Source organism: Micromonospora sp. NPDC049274 (genome assembly GCF_040678875.1).
Lineage (GTDB): Bacteria > Actinomycetota > Actinomycetes > Mycobacteriales > Micromonosporaceae > Micromonospora.
Map to the genome: position 1 here is coordinate 668,398 of NZ_JBFAQS010000001.1, position 13,419 is coordinate 681,816.

At 72.6% G+C, this 13,419-nt stretch carries 13 protein-coding genes and 1 pseudogene; 12 read left to right on the forward strand and 2 right to left on the reverse strand.

What is annotated here, in order from left to right; translation table 11 throughout:
- The first annotated feature begins 19 nt into the window (after positions 1 to 19).
- Both AB0K10_RS03065 and AB0K10_RS03070 read left to right on the forward strand, forming a co-directional pair.
- The gene (locus AB0K10_RS03065; RefSeq protein WP_363679384.1) at positions 20 to 1,009 is read left to right on the forward strand and encodes a thiamine-phosphate kinase; all 990 of its coding nucleotides are present in this window, start codon (positions 20 to 22) and stop codon (positions 1,007 to 1,009) included.
- A 29-nt stretch (positions 1,010 to 1,038) separates the two neighbouring features.
- The gene (locus AB0K10_RS03070) at positions 1,039 to 1,500 is read left to right on the forward strand and encodes a GNAT family N-acetyltransferase (RefSeq protein ID WP_363679386.1); all 462 of its coding nucleotides are present in this window, start codon (positions 1,039 to 1,041) and stop codon (positions 1,498 to 1,500) included.
- Between the two features lie 93 nt (positions 1,501 to 1,593).
- Here AB0K10_RS03070 and rpmB read toward each other — a convergent pair whose 3' ends face one another.
- A complete protein-coding gene (gene rpmB / locus AB0K10_RS03075; protein WP_007456456.1) occupies positions 1,594 to 1,785 on the reverse strand; it encodes a 50S ribosomal protein L28 in 192 nt (63 codons plus the stop codon).
- 275 nt (positions 1,786 to 2,060) lie between these two features.
- Between rpmB and AB0K10_RS03080 the strand changes: the two genes are divergently transcribed.
- Together AB0K10_RS03080 and recG are read left to right on the forward strand one after the other, a co-directional pair.
- On the forward strand, positions 2,061 to 3,674 hold the full coding sequence (locus AB0K10_RS03080; protein WP_363679388.1) for a DAK2 domain-containing protein: 1,614 nt from the start codon (positions 2,061 to 2,063) through the stop codon (positions 3,672 to 3,674).
- On the forward strand, positions 3,671 to 5,869 hold the full coding sequence (recG, locus tag AB0K10_RS03085) for an ATP-dependent DNA helicase RecG (protein ID WP_363679390.1): 2,199 nt from the start codon (positions 3,671 to 3,673) through the stop codon (positions 5,867 to 5,869). The genes AB0K10_RS03080 and recG overlap by 4 nt, the downstream gene beginning before the upstream one ends.
- A 166-nt stretch (positions 5,870 to 6,035) precedes the next feature.
- On the opposite strand, the gene AB0K10_RS03090 is transcribed toward recG, so the two are convergent.
- Entirely contained in the window at positions 6,036 to 7,559 is a 1,524-nt protein-coding gene (locus tag AB0K10_RS03090) for a cell wall anchor protein (RefSeq protein WP_363679392.1), read from the reverse strand.
- Positions 7,560 to 7,865: 306 nt separating this feature from the next.
- Between AB0K10_RS03090 and rsmD the strand changes: the two genes are divergently transcribed.
- The 8 genes and pseudogenes from rsmD to mutM all read left to right on the forward strand — a co-directional run bounded on the left by rsmD (position 7,866) and on the right by mutM (position 13,409).
- On the forward strand, positions 7,866 to 8,429 hold the full coding sequence (gene rsmD, locus AB0K10_RS03095; RefSeq protein WP_363679394.1) for a 16S rRNA (guanine(966)-N(2))-methyltransferase RsmD: 564 nt from the start codon (positions 7,866 to 7,868) through the stop codon (positions 8,427 to 8,429).
- On the forward strand, positions 8,426 to 8,908 hold the full coding sequence (coaD, locus tag AB0K10_RS03100) for a pantetheine-phosphate adenylyltransferase (protein ID WP_110562457.1): 483 nt from the start codon (positions 8,426 to 8,428) through the stop codon (positions 8,906 to 8,908). Before rsmD ends, coaD begins: the two co-directional genes overlap by 4 nt.
- Before the next feature lie 216 nt (positions 8,909 to 9,124).
- Complete coding sequence (locus AB0K10_RS03105; protein ID WP_363679396.1) at positions 9,125 to 9,622, forward strand: hypothetical protein; 498 nt, start codon at positions 9,125 to 9,127, stop codon at positions 9,620 to 9,622.
- Positions 9,623 to 9,732: 110 nt separating this feature from the next.
- Positions 9,733 to 10,296, forward strand: coding sequence for a YceD family protein (locus AB0K10_RS03110; protein WP_363679398.1), 564 nt, complete (start codon positions 9,733 to 9,735; stop codon positions 10,294 to 10,296).
- A gap of 5 nt (positions 10,297 to 10,301) precedes the next feature.
- Positions 10,302 to 10,475 carry a 50S ribosomal protein L32 gene (gene rpmF, locus AB0K10_RS03115; RefSeq protein ID WP_030335284.1) on the forward strand — a complete coding sequence of 58 codons (174 nt, stop codon included), beginning with the start codon at positions 10,302 to 10,304 and terminating at the stop codon, positions 10,473 to 10,475.
- A gap of 114 nt (positions 10,476 to 10,589) precedes the next feature.
- Positions 10,590 to 11,573, forward strand: coding sequence for a phosphate acyltransferase PlsX (locus AB0K10_RS03120; RefSeq protein ID WP_363679400.1), 984 nt, complete (start codon positions 10,590 to 10,592; stop codon positions 11,571 to 11,573).
- Positions 11,570 to 12,277: pseudogene (rnc, locus tag AB0K10_RS03125) on the forward strand (ribonuclease III); the annotation flags it as partial. The gene AB0K10_RS03120 and the pseudogene rnc, both read left to right, overlap by 4 nt.
- Before the next feature lie 274 nt (positions 12,278 to 12,551).
- Positions 12,552 to 13,409, forward strand: coding sequence for a bifunctional DNA-formamidopyrimidine glycosylase/DNA-(apurinic or apyrimidinic site) lyase (gene mutM, locus AB0K10_RS03130; protein WP_363679402.1), 858 nt, complete (start codon positions 12,552 to 12,554; stop codon positions 13,407 to 13,409).
- Positions 13,410 to 13,419: the final 10 nt, after the last annotated feature.

Consider the following 13,419-nt stretch of genomic DNA (forward strand, 5'->3'; position numbering starts at 1 on the left):
CGGTCGTCAAGGAGCAGCGGTGAGCGAGCGCGGCGGTGCCGGGCAGCACGGGCGGAACGCCGGTGGTGGGGCCAACGTGGCCGGGATCGGCGAGTTCGGGCTGATCGGGCGGGTCACCGCCCGGTTGGCGATGGGCCCGACGACACTGCTCGGCCCGGGTGACGACGCGGCGGTGGTGGCCGCGCCGGACGCCCGGGTCGTCGCCTGCACGGACGTGCTCGTCGACGGGCGGCACTTCCGGCGGGACTGGTGCTCGGCGGCGGACGTCGGTCACCGGGCCGCGGCGGCCAACCTGGCCGACATCGCGGCGATGGGCGCCACCCCGACCGCCCTGCTGGTCGCCCTGTGCATGCCCGCCGACCTGGAGACGAGCTGGGCAGAGGGCCTGGCCGACGGATTGGCCGCGGAAGCCGCCACGGTCGGTGCGAGCGTGGTCGGCGGGGACATGTCGGCGAGCCCCACCCTGACCATCGCGGTCACCGCGCTGGGCGACCTCGGCGGCCGGGCGCCCGTGGTGCGCTCGGGCGCCCGCCCCGGGGACGTGCTGGCCCTGGCCGGCCGAATCGGGTACGCGGCGGCCGGGCTGACCGTGCTCACCCGGGGGTTCCGCACCCCCCGGCTGCTGGTCGAGGCGTACCGGCGGCCGCAGGTCGCCTACCCGGCCGGGCCGCAGGCCGCCCTGCTCGGCGCGACCTCGATGATCGACGTGTCGGACGGGCTCCTCGCCGACCTCGGGCACGTGGCGCGGGCCAGCGGTGTGGCGATCGACGTGCGCCGCGACGCGTTCGAGGTGCCCCGGCAGATGGCCGACGCCGCGCGGGCGCTCGGTGTCGACCCGTACACCTGGATTCTCGCCGGTGGCGAGGACCACGCGCTGGCCGCGACCTTTCCCCCGACGGTGGCGTTGCCGCCGGAGTGGCGGCCCATCGGCCTGGTGACGGAGGGTGCTGAGGTGACGGTCGACGGCGGCGCGTACGACGGGCCCCGGGGCTGGGACCACTTCCGCTGACGCCGGGAGCCCGCCGTATTCTGGGCACTGTGAGTGAGATCGAGATCCGGGTGGTGCGGTTCGACGCGCCGGTGGCGCAGCAGTTGATCCGGGCCGCGCTGGCGGACCTGGCGACCCGTTACGGGGGTACCGGCGACGACACGCCGGTCGCCGCCAGCGAGTTCGAGCCGCCGGACGGCGCGTTCCTCGTCGCCTACCTGGCCGGTGAGCCGGTCGGTTGCGGCGGCTGGCGCAGCCACGGCGAGGACACCGCCGAGCTGAAGCGGATGTACACGGCCCCGGCAGCCCGTGGGCGTGGCGTGGCGCGGACGGTCCTCGCGGCCGTCGAGCGCTCGGCCCGCGAGCAGGGCCGCAAGCGGATGGTCCTGGAGTGTGGGGACAAGCAGCCCGAGGCGATCACCATGTACGCGTCCGCCGGTTACGACCGGATCCCGAACTTCGGCTTCTACAAGGACGCGGAGGGCTGCCTCTCCTTCGGCCGCACGCTCTGAACGGCCGGTGCCCACCCGGGGGTGGACACGACTCAGCCGGCGGACCGCAGGGGCCGCCGGCTGAACCGAACGAGAAGAGTTGGTGCCGCCGCGTCAGGCGCGGGTGACCTTGCCGGCCTTGATGCACGAGGTGCAGACCTGCAACTTCTTGGTGTTGCCGCCACCGGCCGGGGTACGCACCGACTGGATGTTCGGGTTCCAGCGGCGGTTGGTCCGCCGGTGCGAGTGGGACACGTTGTGGCCGAAGCCCGGTCCCTTGCCACAGACGTCGCACACGCTAGCCACGGGATACTCCTGGGATTGAAACGTTCATGAGGTCGCCGGCAGGTGCTGCCCGGGCAACCTGGTCAGGTTACCCGATGACTCGCCGGGCCGGCCAACCGGCCCGGTCGGGCGGTCGTGCCCGGCCCGGATCGGGCCTGCCGGTGGGCCGGTGGGCCGGCCCGACGGCAACCGTACCGGAGGCGTCGACCAGGGCCGGGAGCACCATCGGACCGGGCGCGGGCGGACACGCCGGACGAGCCCGGCGCGTGTCGGTGCGCAACAGTAGGCTTCTGGCCGTGCTGGACACCCTCGACGCCGCCGCGGTCCGCCGCTGGTGTGCGAGCGGGCTGGCCGCGCTCAAGCGCCACCAGGGTGAGATCGACGAGCTCAACGTCTATCCGGTGCCCGACGGTGACACAGGCACCAACCTGGTGCTCACCCTCACCTCGGCCCAGCAGGCGCTCTCGATGGACCTGGACACCCTCCCCGACAGCGGCCCCACCGCCCACGGGCACGTCCTGCGGTTGATGGCCCAGGGCGCGCTGCTCGGCGCCCGGGGCAACTCGGGGGTCATCCTCTCGCAGATCCTGCGCGGCTTCGCCGACGCCGTCGTCGCCGTGCCGGCGGTGCGCGGGAGGGCCCTGGCCGTCGCGCTGCGGGCCGCGACCGTCGCCGCGTACACGGCGGTCAGCCGTCCCGTCGAGGGCACCCTGCTCACCGTCGTCGCCGCGGCGGCCACCGGGGCCGAGCAGGCGGGCAGCGACGACCTGCCGGCGGTGGCCCGCGACGCGGCGCGAGCGGCGACCGAGGCCCTGGCCCGCACGCCCGAGCAACTGCCGGCCCTGGCCCGCGCGGGCGTCGTCGACGCGGGCGGCCGGGGCCTCTGCGTCCTGCTCGACGCCCTGGTCGAGGTGCTCACCGGGGAGAGCGCCACCCCTCTCGCGCCGCCGCCGCGCACCGCCCGCCCGGCGGCCACCGTCGCGCGGGAGACCGGCTCCGAGGAGTACGCCTACGAGGTGCAGTTCCTGCTCGACGCGCACCCCGACGCGGTGGCTCTGCTGCGCCGGACACTGGAGGCGCTTGGTGACTCGCTCGTCGTCGTCGGCGACGGGCGCGCACCGGGCGGCACCTGGAACGTGCACGTGCACGTCAACGACGTGGGCGCGGCGGTCGAGGCGGGGGTCGCCGCCGGCCGCCCGTACCGGATCTCGGTGACCCGCTTCGCCGACCAGCCGGAGCCGTCCGTCGGCCCGACCGAGGACGGCCGGGCCGCCGTGGTGGTGGCCACCGGCAGCGGGCTCGCCGAGCTGTTCGCCGCCGAGGGCGCGACTGTGGTGCCCGGCAATCCGTCGACCGGTGAGCTGCTGGACGCCGTGCGCAGCACCGGAGCAGCCCGGGTGGTGGTGCTGCCCAACGACCCCAACGCCGAGGCGGTCGCGAGCGCGGCGTCTCGCGAGGCGCATCGGCACGGCATCAAGGTGAGCGTGGTGCCGACCCGTTCGCCGGTGCAGGCCCTCGCGGCCCTCGCGGTGCGGGACGGCACCCGCCGCTTCGAGGACGACGTGATCGCGATGGCCGAAGCGGCCGGCGCCTGCCGCTACGCCGAGGTCTGCCACGCCAGCCGGGAGGCGCTGACGGTCGCCGGCCCCTGCCGTCCCGGTGACGTCCTGGCGCTTGTCGAGGGGGAGGTGCACCTCATCGGCACCGACCTCACCGACACCTGCGCCGCGGTGGTCGACCGGATGCTCGGCGGCGGCGGGGAGTTGGTCACCCTGCTGGCCGGGGTGGACGCCCCCGCCGGGCTCACCGATGCCGTCCGCGCGCACGTCGCGCGGCGCTGGCCGTTCGTCGAGGTGCAGGCGTACCCGGGCGGCCAGCCGTTCTATCCGCTCCTGGTGGGGGTCGAATGAGCGAGCCGGCCACTGTCGACACGCCGTTGAAGAAGCTCGTCGGGGACAAGACGGCCAAGGCACTTGCCGCCCACCTCGACCTGCACACCGCGGGTGACCTGATCTACCACTTCCCGCGCCGCTACGACGAGCGCGGCGAGCACACCGACATCCGGTCGCTGGACGTCGGCGAGCAGGTCACCGTGCTGGCCCAGGTGCAGCGCACCGCCGTGCGGCCGATGCGTCAACGTCGGGGCAACCTGCTGGAGGTGACCGTCGGCGACGGCTCCGGCGGCTTGCTGACGCTTACGTTCTTCGGCAACCAGGCGTGGCGTGAACGGGAGCTGCGCCCGGGCCGGTGGGGGCTGTTCGCCGGCAAGGTCACCGAGTTCCGGAGCAAGCGTCAGCTCAACGGCCCGGAGTACGTCCTGCTCGGCGAGGGCGGCGAGGGCGAGGCGGCGGTCAGCGACGAGATCGAGGAGTTCGCCGGCGCGCTGATCCCCGTGTACCCGGCGGCGGCGGCCGTCCCGACCTGGGTGATCGCCCGCTGCGTACGCGTCGTGCTGGACACGTTCACGCCGCCGGAGGATCCGTTGCCGGCAACCGTGCGTGCCGACCGCAAACTCGTCGGCCTGGGCACCGCGCTACGCGAGATCCACCGCCCGTCCAGCAAGGAGGAGCTCTACCGGGCCCGACACCGGCTCAAGTGGGACGAGGCGTTCGCCGTCCAGCTGACCCTTGTGCAGCGCAAGCACCGGGCCGCCGACTGGCCGGCCCGCCCCCGCCCGCCGCGCGCCGGCGGGCTGCTGGACGCCTTCGACGCCCGACTGCCGTACGAGCTGACCGCCGGCCAGCGCGAGGTGGGCGCGGAGATCGCCGAGGATCTTGCCGCCGAACACCCGATGCACCGGTTGTTGCAGGGTGAGGTGGGTTCGGGCAAGACGGTGGTGGCGTTGCGGGCCATGCTCCAGGTGGTCGACGCCGGCGGACAGGCCGCGCTGCTCGCTCCCACCGAGGTGCTGGCCGCCCAGCACCACCGGGGCATGCTCGACCTGCTCGGGCCCCTCGGGCGGGCCGGTGAGCTGGATTCCGCCGAGCACGCCACCCGGGTCGAGCTGGTCACCGGCTCGCTGGGGGCGGCGGCGCGCCGCCGGGCGCTCGGCGAGGTGGCCAGCGGCAACGCCGGGATCGTGCTCGGCACCCACGCGCTGCTCTACGAGGGCGTCGACTTCGCCGACCTGGGGCTCGTGGTCGTCGACGAGCAGCACCGCTTTGGGGTGGAGCAGCGCGACGCCCTGCGCGCCAAGGCCGACCAGCCGCCGCACACCCTGGTGATGACGGCCACCCCGATCCCGCGCACGGTGGCGATGACCGTCTACGGCGACCTGGAGGTGTCGACCCTCTCCCAACTGCCCCGGGGCCGGTCGCCGATCGCCTCGCACGTGGTGCCGGCCGCCGAGAAGCCCGCCTTCCTGGACCGGGCCTGGCGTCGGCTGCGCGAGGAGGTCGCCGCCGGCCACCAGGCGTACGTGGTGTGCCCGCGCATCGGAGAGGGGCCCGCGTCGGAGGACGAGCCGCCGCCCGAGGACGACAACGGTCGACGGCCGCCCCTCGCGGTGACCGAGGTGGCCCCGCTGCTGGCCGAGGGGCCGCTGCACGGTCTGCGGATCGGGGTCCTGCACGGTCGCCTACCCGCCGACGAGAAGGACGCGGTGATGCGCTCCTTCGCGGCCGGTGACCTGGACGTGCTGGTGGCGACCACGGTCATCGAGGTCGGTGTGGACGTGCCGAACGCCACCGTGATGATCGTGCTGGACGCCGACCGGTTCGGTGTCTCGCAACTGCACCAGTTGCGCGGCCGGGTCGGCCGGGGCGCTGCCGCCGGGCTCTGCCTGCTGGTCAGCGAGGCCGCCGAGGGCTCGTCGGCGCGGGAACGGCTGGACGCGGTGGCGTCCACAGGCGACGGGTTCAAGCTCGCCGAACTGGATCTGGAGCAGCGCCGCGAGGGCGACGTGCTGGGCGCCACCCAGTCCGGTCACCGCTCGCACCTGCGCCTGCTGTCCCTGAAACGCGACGCCGACCTGATCCGCGACGCCCGCGCCGAGGCGATCACCCTGATCGAGGACGATCCCGAGCTGGCCCGCAACCCCGCGTTGGCCGCGTCGGTCGCGGCCCTTGTCGACGAGGACCGCGCGGAGTACCTGGAGAAGGGCTGACATCCGTCGGTCCGACCTGGACCGTTGATCCACTCCAGTTCCAGGAAACCGGGCTGTCCCTGCCAAGGGGACATCCCGGTTTCAGTGATCCCGAGTCGCAGCAGCAAAGGCCGAGGGCGCGTCGACCGGGTGGTCGACGCGCCCTCGGGCTTCAGCTCAGGTCAGGTCAGGCGGTGAAGGTCACCCGACGCCGACGGGCGATGACGAAGAGCACCGCGCCCGCGATCAGCAGGGCGACCGCGCCGGCGGCGATGCCGCCCGCCGCCGCGCCGGTGACCGGGAGGCCCGGCTCGTCGCCGCCGCCACCACCGCTGCCGCCGCAGTTGCCCTCCGGCGTGTAGATCGCCTCAAGCTCCAGGTCCATGTCCGGCAGGGCGACGACAGCGGTCTTGTCCTTGCCGGCCTTGAAGGTCACCGTCTCCGAGGCGCCGGCCGCGACCGTACGGGTCTCGGTCTTGTCGCCGTAGGTGAAGGTGGTCTTCACCGGCAGGCCACCCTCGGGGTTGGTCACGGTGAGGGCGAACTCCTTGCAGTCGGCCTTGGTGGTGACGGCCGGCAGCGGGCAGTCCTCGGGGCGCTGCCACGAGTACGTGCCGTTCTCGATGACCTTGCCGTCGACCAGCACCTCGATCTTGCCGGCGTCGGCGGCGGGCACCACGATGCTGGTGTCGGCCTTACCCGGCGCGACGGAGACCTTCTTGGTGAAGCCGTTCTCGCCCTTGACCTCGAACTCGACGGCGTACTTGCTGATCTTGCCGTCGTTGCTCAGCGAGACGGCGACCGAACCGTCGCACTTGGACGCGAAGGTCGAGGCCGGGGTGACGCAGCTCTTGCTGCCGCCGTTGTACCAGCCCTGCGGGCCCTTGGACCGGTTGCCCGGAGCGCCGGGCGAGCCGAGCTTCTTGTTGTCGTAGCGCGTGCCGCCGTCGACGATCTCGTCGATGACCTGGTCCTTGCCGCCCCAGATGAGGTCGACCTGGGTGTGGCAGTCCGGGATCTCCACGTTCAGCGTGATCTCGGTCTGGGTGCCACCGATCCAGTTGCTGTCCGGGGTCCCGTAGACGTACTGCGGAGTGGCGAACTGCGGACGCGGCGCGAAGTACGACACCAGCGTGAACCACTGCTTACCGTCGCCGCAGAGCGGCAGGTCACCGTCGAGCTTGACGGTGGCGGTGCCCTTCGGACCGTCGAAGGTGTGGCTGTACGTGGCCTTGTCGACCTCGACGCACTTCGGAGCCGGGGTGCAGGCCTTGTCGGCCGCGAGGTCGATGTCGCCGTTGGCGGTGTGGAACGCCGTGACCTTCCCCTCCTTGATCCACTCGGCGTAGACCTGGAGGTGGGCCTTGGTGGTGTTGCCGGGCACCCGCTGGACGGCCAGCTTGGAGGAGGCCATGGGGATGACCAGCCCCTGCAGCGGCTTCGCCTCCTTCACCCCCTCGACCAGCGACGTCACCGGGGTGTCCGGGTCGGAGGTCACCTTCTGGATGGTCGCGTCCTTGTTGTCTTCGCTGTTCTTCACCTTCCAGGTGATCACGCGCTCGCCGGTGAGCCGGTCGCAGTCGGCGGTGGCGCTGATCTCGGTGTGGTGCGCGCTGGCTGGGGTGGCTACCGCGGCGACCCCGGTGAGGCCGACGAGGGCGGCTCCCAGGATGGCCAGCGGTCGCCGGAGCGACAGCTTGGGACGGATCACGGGTACTCCTGGAGTGCTGAAGCGTTAGGGGTGTGGCACGGGAGCGACAGTGGACGGTCACTGCACGTCCGATCGGTGAGGCGCCCTCCCGAGCCGTGGGCCGGTGGGTTGGCCGCCGGCACCCGGCAGACCCTAGCGAGATCGCCGTGCGTGATACAGCGCTCAGGATTTGCTAAGACGGATGTTATTAACTTGAGATCATTGATATACGAGAAGTGATCGCGTCATCCTCGTGGCGGTACCGACCGTGTCGGACGGCTGGTCCAACGGGTCGCGTAGCGTCGGGGCCATGAGCAGGAGGAGACGGTGACCCGGATCGTGGCCGGGACGCTCGGGGGCCGGCGGATCGCGGCGCCGCCCGGCGCCGGCACCCGACCCACCTCCGACCGGGTCCGCGAGGCGCTGTTCAGTGCCATCGAGGCCGAGGTCGACCTGGACGGGGCGCGCTTCGCCGACCTGTACGCCGGTTCCGGCGCGGTCGGGCTGGAGGCGCTGTCCCGGGGCGCCCGGCACGTCCTGCTTGTCGAGTCCGATCCGCGGGCGGCGCGCGTGATCCGGGAGAACGTGGCGACCCTGCGGGCCGGTCCCGCCGTCCGTCTGGTCACCGCCAGGGTGGCGACAGTGCTGGCCTCCGGGCCCGACGGCGGGCCGTACGACGTGGTCTTCGCCGACCCGCCCTACGCCGTGCCGGACGCGGAGATCGCCGCGCTGCTGACGGCGCTCGTCGACGGGGGCTGGCTGGCGCCCGACGCGTTGGTGGTGGTGGAGCGGTCCCGTCGGACCAGGCAGTTCGAGTGGGTGGAGGGGATCACCCCCGAGCGCAGTCGCCGGTACGGCGAGACCACCCTTTGGTACGGTCGCCGATCATGAGACGTGCGGTGTGTCCCGGCTCGTTCGACCCGGTCACCAACGGACACCTCGACATCATCGGCCGCGCCAGTCGGCTGTTCGATGAGGTGATCGTCGGCGTGCTGGTGAACCAGTCGAAGAGCGGCCTGTTCACCGTCGAGGAGCGCATCGACATGCTCCGCGAGGTGACCTCCTCGTACGGCAACGTACGGGTCGAGTCGTTCCGGGGGCTGCTTGTCGACTTCTGCCGCGCCCAGCAGGCGAGCGTGCTGATCAAGGGGCTGCGGGCGGTCAGCGACTTCGACTACGAGTTGCAGATGGCCCAGATGAACATCGGGCTGGCCGGCGTCGAGACGCTCTTCATGCCGACCAACCCGCTCTACTCGTTCCTCTCCTCCAGCCTCGTCAAGGACGTGGCCAAGTGGGGCGGCGACATCTCCGCCCACGTCCCGGATCCGGTCCGCGAGGCCCTCCAGGCCCGCCTGGGCCCCCGCCCCTGACCCTCGATCGTGCGCCCACCGCTCCCGAGTGTCCCTTTCCGGATAGTTTGGCGCGATCGGAAGTGCGTGATCGGCGGGGAGTGACTATGTCGCGACTCGCCGGGTTGGGGTGAGGGGGGCGTGGGTGGGGCGGGCACGACATGATTGGTCGAGCAGGAACCCGGCCGTGGCCCGCATCATGGAGGTCGGCCGACGAACGACAGGAGTGAGGTACCGGTGGACCCGCTCGACCGCATCGACGAACTGATCGCCATGGTGGAGCAGGCGCGCTCCGTCCCGATGTCACGCAACAACTGCATGGTCGACCGGGGTGAGGTGATCGCCGCCCTGGACGAGATGCGCGCCGACCTGCCCGCCGACCTGCGTCGGGCTGCCGCGCTCCTGGACGAGCGGGACAAGATCATGGACGCTGGTAAGCGCGAGGCGGACCGGATCATCAGCGAGGGTGAGGCAGAACACGCCCGCCTCGTGTCGGTGAACGAGATCACTGTGTCGGCCGAGCACGAGGGCGCCCGGATCATCGCCGAGGCCCGCGCCGAGGCGCAGCGCCTGCGCGAGGAGGTCGACGACTACGTCGACACCGCGTTGGCCAACTTCGAGCAGTTCCTCACCCGGGCCCTCGCCTCGATAGAGCGTGGCCGGGACAAGATGCATGCGCTGCGGGAGATCGGTACCTTCGGTGGGGATGAGGCGGAACGCCCGCTACCCTTCTGAGCGGCACCTCACCAGCCGACATTCTCACCGCAGGCGTCCCCCCGGTTCGACGGTCCGGCGGTCGCCCAGGTAACCTTTTTTGTCGGCCTCTCACCGGCCGGAGTCTGACTATGCCCAAGCACTCGCCATCGACACTCGACCCCAGGGCGCCGCTGGTCCTCGACACGAGGGACCTGCCGCGTCGCCCTGGCGCGTTGCGTGAGGTCCAGCGGGTCGTGCCGGCACCGGCGGACCTCGGCGTGGAGTTGATCGGTGTGCCGGAGGGCGCGGACCTCGACCTCGATCTGAGGTTGCAGTCGGTGTCCGAGGGCGTGCTCGTCTCCGGGACCATCACCGGTCCCATCCGGGGCGAGTGCGGGCGTTGCCTGCGCGAGATCAACGAATCGATGGCCGTGACGCTCCAGGAGCTGTACGCGTACGAGAACAGCACCACGGACGCCACGACCGACGAGGACGAGGTGGGCCGGATGCAGGGCGATCTGATCGACCTGGAGCCGGCGCTGCGGGACGCGTTGGTGCTCACGCTGCCGACCAACCCGCTCTGCCGGGAGGACTGCCCAGGACTGTGCCCCGAATGTGGGGCGCACTGGGACGATCTGCCGGCCGACCACAGTCACCAGCAGATCGACCCGCGTTGGGCGGGCCTGTCGCAACTGACCGTTACAGAGGAGTAAGAACCGTGGCCGTCCCGAAGCGCAAGATGTCGCGCAGCAACACCCGGTCCCGCCGGGCGAACTGGAAGGCGACAGTGGTCGCGACCGTCGCGTGCCCGCAGTGCAAGTCCCCGAAGCTGCCGCACGCTGCCTGCTCCGTCTGCGGCACCTACAACGGCCGCCAGGTTCTCGAGGTCTGACCTGGACGCCGAGTGACGCCCCCGACCCCAGGTCGGGCGGCGCGCGCACCCTGGCATTCGCCCGGTGCCCCGGCTCCCTCCGACACCGGCCGGCCCAACCCGGCCGGTGTTCCGATGGAGCCGGGCACCGCGCGGATCGCCGTTGACCTCCTCGGCGGGGACGACGCTCCCGCCGTCGTGGTTGACGGCGCTCTGCGGGCCGTGCGCGCCGACCCCGATCTGCACCTGCTACTCGTCGGCCCGACCGAGGTCGCCGAGGCGCTCATCGCTGCCCTCGCCCCGGCCGAGCGTTCCCGGATCACGGTCCGCCCGGTCCGCTCCGCCGTCGGCATGGCCGACCATCCCAGCGCCGCCCGCGCGGAGAGCACCGTCCGGGCCGCCGTCACCGCCGTCCGCGACGGCACCGCCGACGCCCTCGTCTCGGCCGGCGCGACAGGTGCCACGGTCACCGCCGCCGTGCTCGGTCTCGGCCGCTGGCCGGAGATCCGCCAACCCGCCCTGGTCGCCACCCTGCCCGCGGTCGCCGGGCCCGTGGTGCTGCTCGACGTGGGCGGTTCCCTGGAGCCCCGCCCCGCCACGCTGGCCCGGCACGCCGTGCTCGGCGCCGCGTACGCCGCGGTGGCCCACTCGGTCGTCGCGCCGCGGGTCGGCCTGCTCTCGGTCGGCACGGAGGCCGGCAAGGGCGACCGGGTACGCCGCGCCACCGATCCCCTGCTCGCCGTCGAACCGCTGCCCCGCGGGGCACGCTACGTCGGCCTGGTCGAGGGGTACGACGTGGCCCTCGGCGCGCGCGCCGATGTGGTGGTCACCGACGGCTTCACCGGTAACGTGCTGCTCAAGGCGATCGAGGGCGCGTACGCGATGGCCGGCGGCCCACCCGTCGGTGGCGGCGCGCCCCGGGCCGCCGCCCTGCTCGGCGTCGCCGGAACGGTAGTCGTCTGTCACGGCTCCGCTCGCGCCGACGACGTCGCCTCCGGCATCGCTCTCGCCGCCCACCTGTGGCGGCGGCGCGCCACCGAACTGGTCTCCGCGTTGCTCGACGGCGACGCCGCGACGGACCGCACCGACCGCTCCACCGATACCGAGGTACGCACATGAGCAACGACAAGCGGCGGCGGGCGTCCGTCGGTCACCTGGAAGCCGCGTTCGGCGTCAGCCTGGAACCGGACCTGCTGCAACGCGCGCTGACCCACCGCTCGTACGCGTACGAGAACGGCGGTCTGCCCACGAACGAGCGGCTGGAGTTCCTCGGCGACTCGGTGCTCGGCGTCGTGGTCACCACGGCGCTGTTCCGCAACCACCCGGACCTGCCCGAGGGACAGTTGGCGAAGTTGCGGGCGAGCGTGGTCAACATGCGGGCCCTCGCCGACGTGGCCCGTGGCCTGGGCCCGGACGGCCTCGGCGCGTACCTGCTGCTCGGCAAGGGTGAGGAGACCACCGGTGGCCGGGACAAGGCGAGCATCCTCGCCGACACCCTGGAGGCGCTGCTCGGCGCGATCTACCTGCAGTACGGGCTGGACACCGCCGGAATCGTGATCCATCGACTCTTCGACCCGCTGATGGCCGAGTCGGCCGGCCGGGGTGCGGCCCTGGACTGGAAGACCAGCCTGCAGGAGTTGACCGCCGCGCTCGGTCTCGGCGTGCCCGAGTACCGGATCGAGGGCACCGGACCGGATCACCTCAAGACGTTCACGGCCTGGGTGGTGGTGGCCGGCAACCGGTACGGCGGCGCGGAGGGGCGCAGCAAGAAGGAGGCCGAGCAGCGGGCCGCCGAGGCGGCCTGGCGGATGCTCACGGACCAGCACGAGCAGAACAAGCAGCAGGACCAGCAGGACGGGAACAACCAGAGCGAGTCGTTCGGGCCGCTGGAGAGCGCCGAGCAGGCGGCCCGGACCGAGGAGGCCGACCACCTGGCGCAGGTCATGCCGGCCGACGTCGCGGACCAGCAGACTGCGCCCGAGCCGCCGGCCTCGGCCAACGGCGACGCCCCGACCGCCGATCGCGACGGTGCGGTCCCGACCAGCGAGGAGCGCGACGCCGAGGCCGCGACCGGTGGCCGCGCGACGGGTCTGCGTCGTGCCTGAGCTGCCCGAGGTGGAGACCGTCCGGCAGGGGCTGGCCCAGTGGGTCACCGGCCGGCGGATCGCCACGGTCGAGGTCCGTCACCCACGCGCGGTCCGCCGGCACATCCCGGGTGACGCGCACTTCGCCGACGTGCTCGTCGGCCGCACAGTGCTGGACGCCCGCCGTCGCGGGAAGTATCTGTGGCTGCCGCTGGACAGCGGTGACGCCATCGTGGGGCACCTCGGGATGTCCGGCCAGATGCTGCTTCAGCCGCCCGGCACTCCCGACGAGACCCACCTGCGGGTCCGGTTCCGGTTCGCCGACGACGGGCCCGAACTGCGCTTCGTCGACCAGCGGACGTTCGGCGGGCTCGCGGTCAGCGAGGGCGGCGCGGACCTGCCCGAGGAGATCGCGCACATCGCCCGCGACCCGATGGACCCGGAGTTCTCCGACGCGGCCTTCGTCGCCGCGCTGCGCCGCCGCCGGACCGAGGTGAAGCGGGCACTGCTCGACCAGACGCTGATCTCCGGCGTGGGCAACATCTACGCCGACGAGGCGCTCTGGCGTGCGGGCCTGCACGGCGCGCGCCCCACCGACGCGCTTACCGGCCCGGCCGCGCAGCGTCTGCTCGGCCACGTCCGCGACGTGCTCGGTGAGGCGATCAGGGAGGGCGGCACCAGCTTCGACGCCCTCTACGTCAACGTCAACGGCGAGAGCGGCTACTTCGACCGGGCTCTGAACGCCTACGGCCGCGAGGGCGAGCCGTGCCGGCGGTGCGGAGCGCCGATCCGTCGCGAGTCGTTCATGAACCGCTCCTCGTACAGCTGCCCGCGCTGCCAGCCCCGGCCTCGGGGTGCCCTTCGGGGATGACCCGGAGTCG